Origin of the sequence: Bacillus sp. ISL-35, from assembly GCF_018613355.1 — a bacterium.
Classification (GTDB): domain Bacteria; phylum Bacillota; class Bacilli; order Bacillales; family Cytobacillaceae; genus Mesobacillus.
The window spans coordinates 1-14,530 of sequence record NZ_JAGGQK010000009.1 but is presented as its reverse complement, the minus strand read 5'-3'; the positions used below and the strand labels follow the sequence as shown (position 1 = coordinate 14,530).

General features: G+C 45.4%; 14 protein-coding genes. 1 reads left to right on the top strand and 13 read right to left on the bottom strand.

Translation table 11 applies throughout. The features are described 5' to 3' along the window. Positions 1–3 precede the first annotated feature (3 nt). The 11 genes from hisC to J7E38_RS13800 form a co-directional block, all read right to left on the bottom strand. Positions 4–1,095: a histidinol-phosphate transaminase gene (gene hisC / locus J7E38_RS13850; protein WP_214706968.1), complete on the bottom strand. Its 1,092-nt coding sequence runs from the start codon at positions 1,093–1,095 to the stop codon at positions 4–6. Between the two features lie 70 nt (positions 1,096–1,165). Next, a complete protein-coding gene (gene hppD, locus J7E38_RS13845) occupies positions 1,166–2,284 on the bottom strand; it encodes a 4-hydroxyphenylpyruvate dioxygenase (RefSeq protein ID WP_214706967.1) in 1,119 nt (372 codons plus the stop codon). 120 nt (positions 2,285–2,404) lie between these two features. Then, the gene (locus J7E38_RS13840) at positions 2,405–3,832 is read right to left on the bottom strand and encodes a dihydrolipoamide acetyltransferase family protein (RefSeq protein WP_214706965.1); all 1,428 of its coding nucleotides are present in this window, start codon (positions 3,830–3,832) and stop codon (positions 2,405–2,407) included. Between the two features lie 11 nt (positions 3,833–3,843). Next, positions 3,844–4,839, bottom strand: a complete 996-nt coding sequence (locus tag J7E38_RS13835; RefSeq protein ID WP_214706964.1) for an alpha-ketoacid dehydrogenase subunit beta — start codon at positions 4,837–4,839, stop codon at positions 3,844–3,846. Continuing rightward, positions 4,839–5,906 (bottom strand): pyruvate dehydrogenase (acetyl-transferring) E1 component subunit alpha, encoded by a 1,068-nt coding sequence (gene pdhA / locus J7E38_RS13830; protein WP_214706962.1) that lies wholly within the window; start codon positions 5,904–5,906, stop codon positions 4,839–4,841. The genes J7E38_RS13835 and pdhA overlap by 1 nt, the downstream gene beginning before the upstream one ends. Before the next feature lie 80 nt (positions 5,907–5,986). Continuing rightward, positions 5,987–7,093 (bottom strand): Leu/Phe/Val dehydrogenase, encoded by a 1,107-nt coding sequence (locus J7E38_RS13825; RefSeq protein ID WP_214706961.1) that lies wholly within the window; start codon positions 7,091–7,093, stop codon positions 5,987–5,989. Positions 7,094–7,154: 61 nt separating this feature from the next. Further along, positions 7,155–7,544 (bottom strand): thioesterase family protein, encoded by a 390-nt coding sequence (locus J7E38_RS13820; RefSeq protein WP_214706960.1) that lies wholly within the window; start codon positions 7,542–7,544, stop codon positions 7,155–7,157. 191 nt (positions 7,545–7,735) lie between these two features. Further along, on the bottom strand, positions 7,736–8,530 hold the full coding sequence (locus J7E38_RS13815) for an ABC transporter ATP-binding protein (protein WP_214706959.1): 795 nt from the start codon (positions 8,528–8,530) through the stop codon (positions 7,736–7,738). Further along, the gene (locus J7E38_RS13810) at positions 8,505–9,536 is read right to left on the bottom strand and encodes an ABC transporter permease (RefSeq protein ID WP_214706958.1); all 1,032 of its coding nucleotides are present in this window, start codon (positions 9,534–9,536) and stop codon (positions 8,505–8,507) included. The genes J7E38_RS13815 and J7E38_RS13810 overlap by 26 nt, the downstream gene beginning before the upstream one ends. 18 nt (positions 9,537–9,554) lie before the next feature. Next, positions 9,555–10,553, bottom strand: coding sequence for an ABC transporter substrate-binding protein (locus J7E38_RS13805; protein ID WP_214706957.1), 999 nt, complete (start codon positions 10,551–10,553; stop codon positions 9,555–9,557). A gap of 409 nt (positions 10,554–10,962) precedes the next feature. Beyond that, a complete protein-coding gene (locus J7E38_RS13800) occupies positions 10,963–11,910 on the bottom strand; it encodes an NAD(P)H-dependent flavin oxidoreductase (RefSeq protein WP_214706955.1) in 948 nt (315 codons plus the stop codon). Between the two features lie 74 nt (positions 11,911–11,984). Between J7E38_RS13800 and J7E38_RS13795 the strand changes: the two genes are divergently transcribed. Next, positions 11,985–12,506, top strand: a complete 522-nt coding sequence (locus J7E38_RS13795) for a gamma carbonic anhydrase family protein (protein ID WP_214706954.1) — start codon at positions 11,985–11,987, stop codon at positions 12,504–12,506. Between the two features lie 34 nt (positions 12,507–12,540). Here the strand turns inward: J7E38_RS13795 and J7E38_RS13790 are convergent, their stop codons facing one another. Next, on the bottom strand, positions 12,541–13,215 hold the full coding sequence (locus J7E38_RS13790) for an NAD(P)H-dependent oxidoreductase (RefSeq protein ID WP_214706953.1): 675 nt from the start codon (positions 13,213–13,215) through the stop codon (positions 12,541–12,543). 59 nt (positions 13,216–13,274) lie between these two features. Beyond that, the gene (locus J7E38_RS13785; protein ID WP_215038612.1) at positions 13,275–14,312 is read right to left on the bottom strand and encodes a DmpA family aminopeptidase; all 1,038 of its coding nucleotides are present in this window, start codon (positions 14,310–14,312) and stop codon (positions 13,275–13,277) included. Positions 14,313–14,530: the final 218 nt, after the last annotated feature.

The following is a 14,530-nucleotide window of genomic DNA, read 5'->3' as shown; positions in this document are numbered from 1 at the left end:
AGTCTACACCGCCCTTTCGTGAAAAAGCTGGCTGACAACTTGGATGATGAATTCATGGTCCTCACGAGTGCCAAGGGTGATCCTGAACGCTTCCTTATAGCCTGGAAGCTGCATCTGGCGGACAAGGACACCGTTCTCTGTCAGCGTATGGATGACGGGAGTGTTACTGTAAGCAAACAGGAAATTGGATTGTGATGGAAAACTCTCAATCTCCAGCTCTTTAAATTTTTCACGGAGGAATTCCCGTTCTGCACTATTTTTTTCTGCGCAATCCTTTACGAATTCCTGATCATCAATTGCTGCCATGGCTGCCGCCTGTGCCAGCTGGTTCACATTGAACACATCCCTGACCTTATGAAGCTCTTTCGCAATTTCCTGATGCATGATTCCATAGCCTACCCGCAGGCTCGCAAGTCCATAGATTTTCGAGAAAGTCCTTAAGATGACGAGATTTTCATATTGATCAAGCAGGGGCATCGTATCCAGAAAATCTTCGGAATCAGTGTATTCAAAATAGGCTTCATCCATGACAATTAGTACATTTGATGGCACATTGCCGATAAAAGAAAGCAGCTCTTGTTTCGCAACAATCGTACCTGTTGGATTGTTAGGATTGCAGACAAAAACCAGCTTTGTTTTTTCAGAGATGGCTTCAAGCATTGACTTTAGGTCATGCCGTCCCTCGATCATCGGAACAGTTACAGCTTTTCCGCCTTCTATGAGGACGTTCGTTTTATAGCGGGGAAATGTCACTTCCGCCATAACCGCTTCATCATTTTTATCGATATAGGCTCTTGTAAGCAGCCGGATGATTTCCTCCGATCCATTCGAAACGAGAAAGTGCTCCGGTTTTAATCCATAATGTGCTGACAGCTTTTCTGTGATGCCTGAAGTCATTCCGTCTGGATAAAATGCCAGATTCGCTGATGCCTGCAGGATCGCTTCTCGCACCTTTGGTGAAGTGCCATATACATTTTCATTATCTGACAGTTTTCTTACTGTTGTAAGCTTATATTGTTCCTTGATTTCCTCAATTGTCTGGCCGAGGGCGTATGGTGTGATCCCTTCAAGTTCTGCTCTAGCATTTACCTTCATGTTCATCCCCCATTTTTCAAGTCGCCGTTTATGACAAAAGGGAGCAATCCGCCCCCTTTTATCCCGGTTTTTATAGATTACCGCGTCGTTCCTGTTCACGTTCGATTGATTCGAAGAGAGCCTTGAAGTTGCCTTCCCCAAACCCTCTCGCGCCTTTACGCTGGATGATTTCAATGAATAAAGTCGGGCGGTCGACGATTGGCTTCGTGAAAATTTGCAGCAGATAGCCCTCATCATCACGGTCTACTAAAATACTAAGCTCTTTCAGCTTCTCGATCTCTTCATCAATTTCACCAACACGCTCTGACAGCATTTCATAGTAAGAATCCGGAGTGCTCAGGAACTCAACACCGTTTTCACGCAATTGTGATACCGTGCTGACAATATCCTCAGTCAAAATCGCAAGATGCTGGACGCCAGGGCCATTGTAGAATTCTAGGTACTCCTGGATCTGTGATTTGCGCTTTCCTTCAGCCGGCTCATTGATCGGGAATTTGATGCGGCCTCCATTATGCATAACCTTGGACATTAACGCTGAATACTCAGTCACAATATCCTTATCTGTGAAGTGCTTCATTTCCTTGAAGCCCATTACGTTCGCGTAATAATTCACCCATTCTTCCATTCTCTCAACATTGCCGACAACATGGTCGATGCCGATGAAGCCAGCATCATTGACCGGAACTGTTGTTTTATGCTCAACAAATCCTGGCATGAAAAGGCCTTTATAATTCTTTCGCTCAACCAGTGTATGGATGGTATCACCGTAAGTACCGATGACCGCCTTCTTCAAAACACCATTTTCATCCGAAACCTCGTGCGGCGGCTGGATTTCGATTGCTCCGCGGCTGACCGCACCCTTGTATGCCTTCTCGACATCATCCACTGCCAGTGCAATATCCTTCACGCCATCTCCATGTGTTTTCACAAACTGTGCTACACGGGATGAGTCGTTATAAGTCCCGGTTACCACAAGGCGGATTTTTCGCTGCTGCAGCACATAGGACGTCGTTTCGCGGTTCCCTGTTTCTAGGCCGGAATAAGCTACTACTTTAAAGCCAAAAGCGGTCTGGAAAAAATGTGACGCTTGCTTGGCGTTGCCTACATAAAGCTCCAAATAATCTACATCCTGTACCGGGAAAAAATCTTCTGTTGTCTGGCCAGATACCATTACCTTCTCTTGCATCATAAAACCTCCTGTTAAAAATATTTACAATATTTAAAATAATTTTATAGTAATTCTTTCCGCTCTCTCAAGAGCGCGATGTAAAGCTATAATGCTTTTATGTGGTGAAGAAATGTACTTGAATTACATCAACTCAAGAAGCATCATCTTCGGATTCTCGATTAGTTGGGCGAAGCGGTTTGTAAATGATACCGCCGTTGCACCATCGGCTACCCGGTGGTCAAAAGCCATCGACAGATTCATGATCGAACGGATCGCAATTTCATCTTGTTCGGTCACGACAGGCCGTTTCTTTGTTTTATGGAAAGAAACAAGCGCTGTCTGCGGGTGCTGGATGATTGGGGTTGCGCCAATGCTGCCGCCGAGCGGTCCAACATTGCTAACCGTGAATGTACCACCCGAGATATCTTTGACCTTGAGCTTGTCATCCAGGGCAAGCTTCGTCAGCTGCTTCATCTCTGCATGAATTTGTTTCAGGTTCTTTTTCTCGACATTCCTGATGACCGGGACAATCAGTCCTTCTGGAGTGTCCACGGCAATCCCGATATGATGTTCACGAAGCAGCTGGATGCTTTCATTTTCTTCATTCAGCTTTGCATTGAACACCGGGAATTCTTTCAGCCCAATCGAAAGGGCTTTAATAAAGAAGGCAGTCGCTGAAATCGAATTTCCTGCTGCCTTGATCTCTTCCCTTAATGTGATCAATTCACTGACATCCACTTCCTCGAAATGGGTGCAGTGAGGGATGGTATAGAGAGACTGAACCATCTTTTTCGCAATCTGCTTCCGGCGTCCACGGAATGGCAGGATATCTCCGGATGCCTCCGCAGTAACAATCTCTGCATCTTCGATATCTGCTTTTGCAGTTGCAGCCAGATGATCGGAATGATGTCCTCCCTGCTCTTCAGAACCACCTTTTGAAACCTTCACAGCCCGACTTTCGGAACCAGCTTCCGAAGCACTCGGAGCCACCTGTTCGGAGCCTGGTTGCGAAACCTTCGCAACCTGCTGTTCGGAAACAGCTTCTGAACCATTCGCAGCCTTGCTGTCTCGTAAACTGGCAAAAGCCAATACATCCTGGTCGGTGATCCGGCCAGCGGGTCCAGTCCCGATGACCTCCATAATGTTTACACCATTTTCCCGGGCAATTTTCCTCGTGTACGGAGAAGCAAGAACCCTGCCCAACCGAACACTGACACCAACGGGAACAACAGGATCTGCAGGTCTGTCAAGAACATCTACTGTAGCTGCAGGCTTTGTTTTCGCATTTTCTGCTTCCTTGGCTTTTTGCAGCCCGCCATTTGCTCCGAGCCCGGATTGGTCCTCGATTATCAATAGTGACGTCCCTACTTGTACCGTTTGTCCTTGTTTCAACAATAATTCTTTTACAACACCGGAACAGGGGGCCGGAATCTCAGCGGTCATCTTGTCGGTCTGGACTTCTACCAACGGATCATCAGCCTTGACGAAGTCGCCAGGCTTCACCAGGTAACAATTGATGTCCGCTTCGGTCATCCCCTCTCCTATGTCGTGGAGCTTTACTTCAACCATCGGCAAGCCTCCTAAAACTTCATCACTTTCTCGATTGCTGCTGCGACTCTTTTCGGGGTCGGCAGATAGTGGTTTTCAAATCCAAAGTATGGAACTGGCGTATCAAAGCCTGTTACCCTTTCAGCCGGCGCCTTTTGGTAAAGAAATGCTTCATCATTGATCAATGAAATCAAATCACTTCCCGTGCCGCCTGTTTCATGGGCTTCATGGACAATGACAGTGCGTCCCGTTTTCTGTATGGATTCAATGACAAGATCCTTATCGATAGGGTATAGTGTCCTGAGGTCAAGAAGTTCGCATTGAACTCCCTTATCCTTCATTTCTTCAACAGCCTTCATGGCTACAGGAACCATCGCGCCCCAGGAAATGACCGTCACGTCCTCGCCTTCTGTCAGCTTCTTGCCTTTGCCAATTTCAACGGTATATTTCCCTTCAGGAACTTCATCACGGGACGACCGGTAGCTTCGCATCGGCTCTAAAAAGAGAACAGGATCGGGATCTTCAATCGCGGCAATCATCAACCCTTTTGCGTCATATGGATTGGATGGACATACAACCTTTATTCCTGGCATGTGGGTAAAAATTGATTCTGTGCTGTCACAATGAATTTCCGGAGCACGGACACCAGCGCCATAAGGAGCACGAATGACCATTGGCACTGTATAATGGCCCATCGTCCGCATTCTCAGTCTTGAAGCATGTGTCATGATTTGTTCGTATGCTGGATAGATGAATCCGAGGAACTGGATTTCCACTACTGGCCTGAAACCATTTACCGCCATTCCAATGGCAGCACCGACAAAACCAGCTTCACTTAGTGGTGTATCAATCACACGTTCCTCACCATATTTCTCCTGAAGACCATCAGTCGCACGGAATACTCCTCCGTTCTTACCAATGTCTTCACCAAGGAGTATGACCTCATTCTTTTCTGCCAGCATCGTATCCAGTCCATCGGTAATCGCCTGGACCAGTGTCAAGGTCTTGGTCTGAACTGCTGTTTCCATCAAGCCTCACCCCCGATCAGTTCAAGGTACTCCCGCTTTTGTTTCTCGATTGTCCAGGTTGGTTTTTCAAAAACATAATCAAAGATCACAGACGGATCTGCAGCAGGGAAACTCTCCATTTCCTTCACTGCGGCATCAATTTCTGCTGCAGCCTGTTCTTCGACTTCTTTTGTCCATGCTTCATCAAAAAGCCCTTCATTCTTCAACCAGCGTTCCAGCCTGAGCAGCGGATCTGTTTCCATCCGCTTCATTGCACTTTCATTCTGGTCACGGTATTTAGAAGCATCATCTGCTGTTGTATGGGAACCATATCTCCATGTCATCGCTTCAATCAATGTTGGCCCTTCGCCATTACGCGCCCGTTCAAGAGCCCTTTCAGTTTGAGAAAAAACGGCAAAAACATCATTTCCATCCACCCTCACACCAGGCATATCATAGGCCAGTGCTTTCTGCGCTATCGTTGCCGAATTCATCTGTTTGCTGATTGGTACCGAAATCGCATACTGGTTGTTCTGGCAAAAATAAACGACCGGGGATTTAAATACACTGGCAAAATTTAGCCCTTCGTGAAAATCCCCTTCCGACGTTGCTCCATCACCGAAATAACAGATGGCAGCATTTTTTGTGCCTTTTTGCTTTTCAGCGAACGCTGCTCCTGCAGCATGAGGGATTTGTGTCGCAATCGGGATGGCCGGCGGAAATATCTTTTTCCCATACGGCGGGACACAGCCTTCGTTTCGCCCATTCCAAAACAGCAGGATATTCCTCAGTGAATGCCCGAACACCATTGCCGCACCATGGTCGCGATAAGTCGGGAACATCCAATCATCACTTTCAAGCGCTAGAGCCGTTCCAACCTGGGAAGCCTCCTGGCCTTCGAATGGAGCATAAGTCCCGATCCTTCCCTGGCGCTGCAAGCTTACTGATTTTCTGTCCAGCGTCCGGATTCTTACCATTTCCGTATAAAACTGCTTCACTCGATCTTCGGTCACCAAATATTTATATTCCTCGGACACAATGTTTCCGCTTTGGTCCATCACTTGTAAAATTGGAAAATCCTTATCCATGTGCTCACCCTTTTTTTAAAATCGCACTGAATTTTTCAAAGCATCAAAGTTAAAAAACAAACTAAATTTCTATGATTCTATTACATTCTTACAGCCCATTTAGGACGTTTCATATGCGAGAAGAAGCTGTTCCTTCTGGTCCGTGCTTCTATCCGGTTTTCACAGAATTTATTGGCCGCTTCCATTGTGGTGATTCCTTCTCGTTCGGCATGGCTATATACATTCAAAAGAGAATTATAGATTGCTTTAGTCTTTTTAAGGACGCGCTCTTTGTTCGGTGAATAAAGCTCATCCGCCACCTGGATCAAACCGCCAGCATTGACGATGTAATCAGGTGCATATAGAATTCCTTTTTCCTGGAGGGCATGGCCATGGCGTTCTTCCTTCAGCTGATTATTGGCAGAGCCGACCACCGCTTTTACCTGCAGCTGAGGGATAGTCTCATCATTGATGATTCCTCCCATTGCACATGGAATGAAGATATCGGCAGGCTGTGAATAAATTTCATCACTGGCCACAACCTTGATCCCTGCTCCCATTTCCTTCGCTTTCTGGACAATCTGGTCGATCGCTTTTTGATTGATATCTGTTACATACAGATCCGCACCATTTTCCAGCAGATACTCTGCTACCTTATAGCCAACCTTGCCCAGACCCTGGATCGCATAGGATTTGCCAGACAGGTCATCCGTGTCCCACAAAGCTTTGCTCGTTGCCTGCAATCCAAAGATGACTCCCTGTGCAGTCGGCACAGAAGAATCACCGCTGCCGCCGTATACTTCATCAACGCCGACGATACAATTTGTTTCCTTCAATGCATGGACAAAATCCTCCGGGTCGGTACCCATGTCTGTCCCTGTATAAAAACGGCCCTGGATGGACTCGACAAACTGGCCGAATGCCCTGAATAATTCCGGGCTCTTATCCTTAGTAGGATCGCCAATGATGACAGCCTTCCCGCCTCCGAAATCAACATCGGCAGCTGCACATTTATACGTCATACCTTTTGAAAGCCGGAGTACATCTTCAAGTGCATCGTCGACTGACTTATAAGGGTACATCCGGCAGCCGCCAAGGGCAGGACCCAATCGTGTGCTGTGTATTGCAATAATTGCCTTTAATCCTGTCGCTTCATCATTACAGAACACGACCTGCTCGTGTTCACGAATTTGTTCAAACATATCCATTTTTCTTTCCCCCTTTATTCCGTTAAACCATGTTAGCGCTTACATTTTTGCGCAAAAATTTTTAGCTGCCTGTCAATAATTCAGTTATCCTGGACTTTGGAAGGACGACTTGTTTAACTTCCCCGACACCAACCAAACGTCCGTTGGTTTCTGCCCTGACATTTGTCAGGATCGTATTGTCCTGCAGATCTGTGACGGTCGCTGTAATGACCACTTCTGCTCCTTCAATACAAGGAGCAATATGCTTGACGGTCACTGCACCACCCATTCCCTCCTCATCGTCTTCTAAAAAAGGAAGTATAATTTGTCTCGAAGCCCATTCCATGTGATACACCATTGATACCGTGGAGTATACTGGATGGACGAGCTTTCCCTCAAAGCGGGCAAACATATCTGGTGTAACAATGACTTTGATGGAGGCCGTATGCCCTGCTTTTAAGCCATCTCGCATCATATCCCACCTTTCCAAGTTGCAAATATGTATAACGTTTATTTAACGTTATCATAACATTTCGTTAAATAAATGGTCAATAAATTGTAAGAAATTTTGGTATTTTCTTAAAAATAATTCTGATATAATATTTTGTTGTTCTTTTTAAACATAAAAAAATCAACCAGCTTTTCTAAAGCTGGTTGATTTTTTTAGCTAAGCAACGCCCTGTCACTTGCCATTTTCGTTCCGCGGATTCGCTGGAATTCATTCAGCAGGTCTTCGATTGTCAGCTTTGCTTTTTGTTCTTCATTGACTTCTAGGATGATTTGCCCTTTGTCCATCATGATCAGCCTGTTGCCGAGGTCGAGTGCCTGCTGCATATTATGGGTGACCATAAGCGTTGTCAAATGGTATTTATCAACGATTTCTTTTGTCAGATTTGTGATAAGCTCTGCCCGCGAAGGGTCAAGTGCTGCAGTGTGTTCATCCAATAAGAGGATGGATGGCTCGGTGAATGTAGCCATCAGCAGGGATAACGCCTGGCGCTCTCCGCCTGACAGCAATCCGACCTTGGCATTCAACCGGTTTTCAAGGCCTAAGTGCAAGGACTCCAATACTTCCTTGAAAAGCTCCCGCCTTTTTTTGGTCACGCCACGGCCAAGTGTACGTCGCTTGTTCCTTGAGTACGCAATCGCCAGGTTTTCCTCGATTGTCATGCTTGGAGCCGTTCCGGCCATTGGGTCCTGGAAGACACGACCGATCATTTTTGAGCGGTTGTACTCAGACATATAGGTAACATCCCTGCCATCCAATTCTACTTTGCCATGATCAGGAATCATCACACCAGAAATGATATTCATTAAGGTAGACTTACCGGCACCGTTACTGCCGATAACAGTAACGAAATCCCCTTTTTCCAATGTGAGATTGATATTATCCAGGGCGATCTTCTCATCTGGAGTGCCTTCGTTGAATACTCTATGAATCTGATTTAAGTGCAGCACCAGCCTCACCCTTTCCTTCAGAAGGAACAGCTACCATCTGCATGTTCTCAAGCTGTCTTTTGACCTTCCGCTTTTTCTCTTTATAGCTTTCAATCATCTTCGGAGCAGTCAGCGCAAGAATGACAATCACCGCTGTAATCAGTTTCATGTCACCTGGTTCAAGGAACTCCACCCTTAGTGCCAGCGTAACCACGATGCGATAGATAATCGAACCGCCAATAACAGCGAATGTTGTCCTTGCAATTGATTTTGTTCCGAACAGCGCTTCACCAATAATCACGGAAGCAAGCCCGATGATAATCATCCCGATTCCCATGCCTACATCCGCGAATCCACCCTGCTGGGCAATCAGTGCACCTGAAAATGCTACCATCGCATTCGAAAGGCCGAGGCCAAGAATGATCATCAGATTCGTATTGGAAGAAAAACTGCGGATCATCCTTTTATTATCGCCTGTTGCCCTGATTGCAAGTCCGATTTCTGTTTTAAGGAATGCGTCTGTTAGGAACTTGATCGCAAAGGTAACAAAAATCATGAACAGCAGGATTCCCCATGTACGCGGAAGGCTGTCACCCAGTCCAATGGCTGTCAGCATGCTATTAAAGAATCCGTCGATTCCTGTTTTCTCAAAAAAGTCCCTCACAGATGTCATTGCAGTGTCGGTGTTCAACAGCGGCACATTCGACTTGCCCATAATTCTCAGATTGATAGAATATAAGGCAATCATCATCAGGATCCCAGATAATAAAGCATTCACTTTACCGACAGTATGAATCACACCTGTCAGGCAGCCTGCGATGAATCCGGCAACCAGTGCCACCATTGTCGCAGCAAATGGATTAGCGCCATTCACGATCATGATCGCGGCAACCGCAGCTCCAGTTACGAAGCTGCCGTCCACCGTCAAATCCGGAAAATCCAGAACCCGAAAGGATAAGTATACGCCCAGAGCCATGATCGCATAAATTATGCCTGACTCAAATGCTCCAAATATTGAAGTAAACAAGTTGAATCATCCTTTCTCTTATTCTTCGTAAAACTCTGCGTTGCCTCCCCATTCTTCCTTAACCTCAACACCTTGTGCTTCTGCAGCTTTTTTATTAATTGTCAGTGTCAGAGATTCTGGAAGTTCTACAGGAATTTCAGAGGCTTTCTTGTCGCCAGATAGAATTTTTGCAGCCATTAGACCTGATTGATAGCCGATATCATAGTAGTTGAACCCGCTCGCAGCTACTGCCCCGCGCTTCATGGAATCAAGTTCACCAACAAACAATGGGATCTTTTTGCCATTTGCCACAGAGATTACCGATTCAAGTGCAGATACGACAGTGTTGTCTGTTGGTACATAAATTGCATCAACACGGCCAACAAGAGACTCAGCCGCCTGCTTAACTTCAGCAGATGTTGAAATGGAAGCTTCCACTACTTTCGCTCCATTTGCTTCAGCAAGCTTCTTCACTTCCTTCAGCTGAACTTCAGAGTTCTGTTCACCAGCATTGTAAATCACACCGATTTTCTTGGCTCCGATTTCATTTGTCATGAAGTCGATGGTTTTTTTCGTCGCATCTGGATGGTTATCAGTCGTACCGGTGATATTGTCGCCTGGCTTGTCGAATGCTTCAACAAGCCCCGCTCCAACAGGGTCTGTCACGGATGTGAAAATGATTGGTATATCCTTTGTTGCATTAAGTGCTGCTACAGCGCTCGGAGTTGCGTTGGCAAAGATCAAGTCGACCTTGTCGCCGACAAAGTTGTTGGCGATCGTTGCTGTATTGTTCATGTCAGCTTGTGCGTTTTGGAAGTCATATGTTACATTTTCGCCTTCCTTAAAACCTTTTTCTTCGAGAGCCTTTTTAAAGCCTTCGGTCGCCGCATCCAGTGATGGATGTTCCGCGAATTGAGTTAAACCGATTTTGTACTGATCTTTTTCTGCTGAACCATTTGATGATTCTTTTCCTCCACAGCCAGCCATTAGCAAAGCACTGGCTAGGACAAGAGAAATAGCTTTTACTGATGTTTTCATGTTAATCCCCCTTGATTTTTTTATAAACCGGCTTTACTTTATGTAGGTTTTATACTTTTAGACAGCCGGAACGCACCATTTTTACATTTGACCCAAGAATTCTATGAAAGCGATTCCAAAAAGTATGATATCTACTATTGATACCGTAAATATAACGTTATATTAACACCAGCCTAAAATAGTGTCAATAATATTCCGAAAATTTAGTATGTTGAGATTTCAGTTTCTTTTTTCATCCACCTTCCTGCCTGGGAGTTAAATATTCTCCAAGTATAATAAAGTTCTTTCGGTTACTTTACCGCTTTTATGCATAAAAGTAAAGACGTATTTATTATTTTTTTCTGATTAATTTAAATTTTTTGTTCAAAATAAAAAGCATACCTCTTTTTTAGAAGCATGCTCCGCGAAATTATAATAAAGCTTCTGCGATTTTCAGTCGTTCTTTTGCTTCCATTACCATCCGATCAAGCAATTCCTGTACGGTTGGAATGTCAGATATCAATCCTGAAACCTGGCCGCCATTCATGAATCCGGCCTCTTCGTTTCCTTCCAGCGCGCCTTTTTTATGTATGTCCTCCGTCGTGAGTTCTGCAAACTCATCAGGCGTGATTCCCTGTTTTTCCGCTTCCAGCAGTTTTCCGGCATAAGAGGTATTCAGCAGTCTTCTTATTTTTCCAACGGATCGGCCAACAATAACTGTTTCATGATCATTTGCCTGCAATAGTTTTTGTTTATAAACTTCATGAAATGGAGCTTCCTTTGTGGCGATAAAACGGGTCCCCATTTGGACACCGCTTGCTCCCAGCGCCAGCATGGCCGCCAGCCCTTTTCCGTCCCCAATTCCGCCTGCTGCGACAACTGGAATGTTTACCTGTGCGACAATCTGCGGAATCAGCGCCAAAGTTGTAGTTTCCAGGTTCGAGTTGATCCCTGCAGCCTCAAATCCTTCTGCCACTAAAACATCTGCTCCTGCAGTTTCTGCTTTTTTTGCCTGTTTAACGGATGCAACAACGGTTATGACTTTGATGCCAGCTTTTTTCAGCTTGGGAATGAAAGGCGCAGGATTGCCTGCTGATAAGGTGACGACTTTCACCCCATGTTTTACTGCCAGCCTCAGGATTTCCACCACATTGGGCGAAACACTTAAAGCAATATTCACCGAAAAAGGCTTTTTTGTCCTTTTTTTGGTTTCCATAATAATTTGTTCCACTTCTTCTGCAGCCATGGTACCTGCTCCGATGGTTCCTAATCCTCCAGCCTCTGAAACGGCTGCCGTCAAAATCGCATTGCTGATGTTTCCCATCCCACCCTGGATGATTGGATATTTTATGTCTAGAACAGAAGTGATTCCATTCACAAAAATTCCCCCTTCGTATGATTAATGTTATACTAATTTTAAAATTAAGACAATTAAGAAAAGGAGAGGCTATCGTGATTTTATCTTATTTAGAGAAAAAGCCGGCAGTTCATGAAACGGTGTTCCAGGCACCGGGCAGCTATATTATCGGAGACGTCAAGATTGGAAAAAATTCGAGCGTCTGGTTCAACGCGGTTTTGCGGGGAGATGAAGATACGATTACAATAGGCGAAAGCTGCAGCATCCAGGACAATGTAACCTGCCATCTGTATGAAGGCTCACCTCTTGTCATTGAAGACGAAGTGACTGTTGGGCATAATGCGATCCTCCATGGCTGTACCATCAAGAAAAGATGTATTATTGGGATGGGATCCACAATTCTTGACGGAGCGGAAATCGGGGAGGAATGCATCATCGGCGCAAACACCTTGATACCTGCCGGGAAGAAGATTCCGCCACGCTCTTTGGTAGTGGGTGCACCTGGAAAAGTGGTTCGAGAAATTGGCGAAAAGGATTTGGAGCTGATTCAGCTATCCATCGATACATATGTCCAAAAGGGCAAGGAGTACCGAGAAACGCTTAAAGAATCAAAGTAAAAGGAAAAAGCCTGGCAATGTCCAGGCTTTCCCTTTAAACCCACTTAACGATGTCATCCAGTGGCCTTCTTGTTTTCGGTTTTGGCTCATTCACACGGTAACCAAACGCACACATAACCGAAATGCCAAAGTGACCATTTTCAAGCAACCCTTCTTCTTCCAGAAGTTTGTTCATTTTTTCAAAATCAAAGCCTTCGATCGGACAGGAATCAATGCCGATTTGGGCGGCGGCTGTCATCATATTGGCCAGGGCAATATAAGTTTGCCTGCATGCCCAATCAAATAGCGGACGGTCACCATCAAGCAATTTAAAATCAGACTTTTGGAATTCCTCGATTCGCTTCAAGTAATTGGCCATGAATTCCTCAGGCATCTGTTTCTTGTTTTTGAAATGGTCCTGCAGGTATTCTGAGTCATATTTGGTATCAACTTTCGTCCTTGCAAGGATTATCACAAAATGGCTTGCTTCCGGAAGCTTGCCAAACGCTCCCCAGGCAGTATTTTTAACTTTCTCCCGTAACTCTTCACTCTGGACAACAAGAAACCGCCATGGTTCAAAACCAAAAGAACTTGGAGATAACTGTCCAGTCTCGAGGATGAAGCGGAAGTCCTCCTCTGGAATCATTTTGGCTGGATCAAATTGCTTTGTGGCATGCCTGAAATTGAAAGCATCAAGGACCTCCTGCTTCAAAGTCTCTTTGTCTCGCATATGTATCTCTCCTTCCAAGTTTTGTTTTTTTAAACTTATCATATTTCTTTAAAAATTGCCTACAAAAAGGGATACGCCTCAACCACACTGCCTTTTCTCCCTCTGGTAGTTTCAGCCTGGGATAGTGAGTTGAGGATGGCTTCCTCGGTTGCTTCAGCTGCAGCCGTGAAAAGCTCGTTCATCAACGAATGCTCATCTCTTATCTGGCTGCTTGTGTGAAGATATTCTTCTGAATCATGCTCGGTTTGATTGGCTGTTGAAAAAGCAATCACAATATCCCCGCTTCCATGGCTAAAATGACTTCCAGTCCGGCCAAGACCGATGCCGCATCTTTTTGCCAGCCGCTGCAGCTGACGGTCACTTAAGGGGGCATTTGTTGCCAGGATGATGATGATAGAACCATCTGCCGTCTCGGATAACCCTGATTTTATGGTCCCAATACCATACTTTCCTGTCAAGAATTCTTCTTTTTTGCCAAAGTTGCTGAGCACAAGGCAGCCAACCGTATAGGCAGGGGTATCCTCTATAACCCTTGAAGCTGTTCCTATTCCGCCTTTATGACCAAAACAAACCATCCCTTTTCCCGCTCCGACCGCCCCTTCTTCGACAGGTCTCGTTGAAGCCTCCTTTAGTGCTTGTCTTGCATGCTCAGGTTTTACCGGAAAAAGACGGATCGAGTTTAAATAGCTGTCATTGCATTCACCCACCACAATATTGATGGTACCGGTCGACTCGCCAATCTCTTCATTTTCAGCAAGCATGTATTCCAGAGTCCCCTGGGTAACTGCCGGTACCCCAAACGTATTTGTCAGCATAATGGGTGACTCGATTGTTCCAAGTTCATTTAGCTGAACAAGCCCTGTCGTTTTGCCAAAACCGTTAAGGACATAGCTGGCAGCCGCAACTTTCTCTCGGAACAAATTCCCGCCATGCGGCAGGATTGCTGTCACACCGGTACAGGCATATTCCTCACCTTTTTCATCCAGTGGAAAATCAAGAGTTACATGGCCTACCATTACACCCAGAACATCGGTTATACAATTATTTGTCGCAGGAGACATCCTGCCAATTACTATACCTCTGTCTCTTATTTTCATGTTCATTCTCCTAAATTTTATTAGTCATAAACAAGCTACGTTTTTTCTGGTAGAAACAGAGAGTTGCTTCTGACATTCTACTGCTGGGATTCTTGTTGTTTAGTTCGAATCTGTGATCACTTCGGACTGCTTTTCTCCTTATTCCCCTAAACCGGTCTGAACTCGGGGCTACTTCAGACAGCTTTTCTCCTGCTTCCAGTCAAGCCCATTATTCTGTG

What these genes read in the sequence shown, in the direction of transcription:
- hppD (WP_214706967.1), bottom strand. Translation starts at nt 2,284, where the DNA reads ATGATGCAAGAGAAGGTAATGGTATCTGGCCAGACAACAGAAGATTTT.
- J7E38_RS13805 (WP_214706957.1), bottom strand. Translation starts at nt 10,553, where the DNA reads ATGAAAACATCAGTAAAAGCTATTTCTCTTGTCCTAGCCAGTGCTTTG.
- J7E38_RS13785 (WP_215038612.1), bottom strand. Translation starts at nt 14,312, where the DNA reads ATGAAAATAAGAGACAGAGGTATAGTAATTGGCAGGATGTCTCCTGCG.
- J7E38_RS13835 (WP_214706964.1), bottom strand. Translation starts at nt 4,839, where the DNA reads ATGGAAACAGCAGTTCAGACCAAGACCTTGACACTGGTCCAGGCGATT.
- J7E38_RS13840 (WP_214706965.1), bottom strand. Translation starts at nt 3,832, where the DNA reads ATGGTTGAAGTAAAGCTCCACGACATAGGAGAGGGGATGACCGAAGCG.
- hisC (WP_214706968.1), bottom strand. Translation starts at nt 1,095, where the DNA reads ATGAAGGTAAATGCTAGAGCAGAACTTGAAGGGATCACACCATACGCC.
- J7E38_RS13820 (WP_214706960.1), bottom strand. Translation starts at nt 7,544, where the DNA reads ATGCGAGATGGCTTAAAAGCAGGGCATACGGCCTCCATCAAAGTCATT.
- J7E38_RS13790 (WP_214706953.1), bottom strand. Translation starts at nt 13,215, where the DNA reads ATGCGAGACAAAGAGACTTTGAAGCAGGAGGTCCTTGATGCTTTCAAT.
- J7E38_RS13825 (WP_214706961.1), bottom strand. Translation starts at nt 7,093, where the DNA reads ATGGATATGTTTGAACAAATTCGTGAACACGAGCAGGTCGTGTTCTGT.
- pdhA (WP_214706962.1), bottom strand. Translation starts at nt 5,906, where the DNA reads ATGGATAAGGATTTTCCAATTTTACAAGTGATGGACCAAAGCGGAAAC.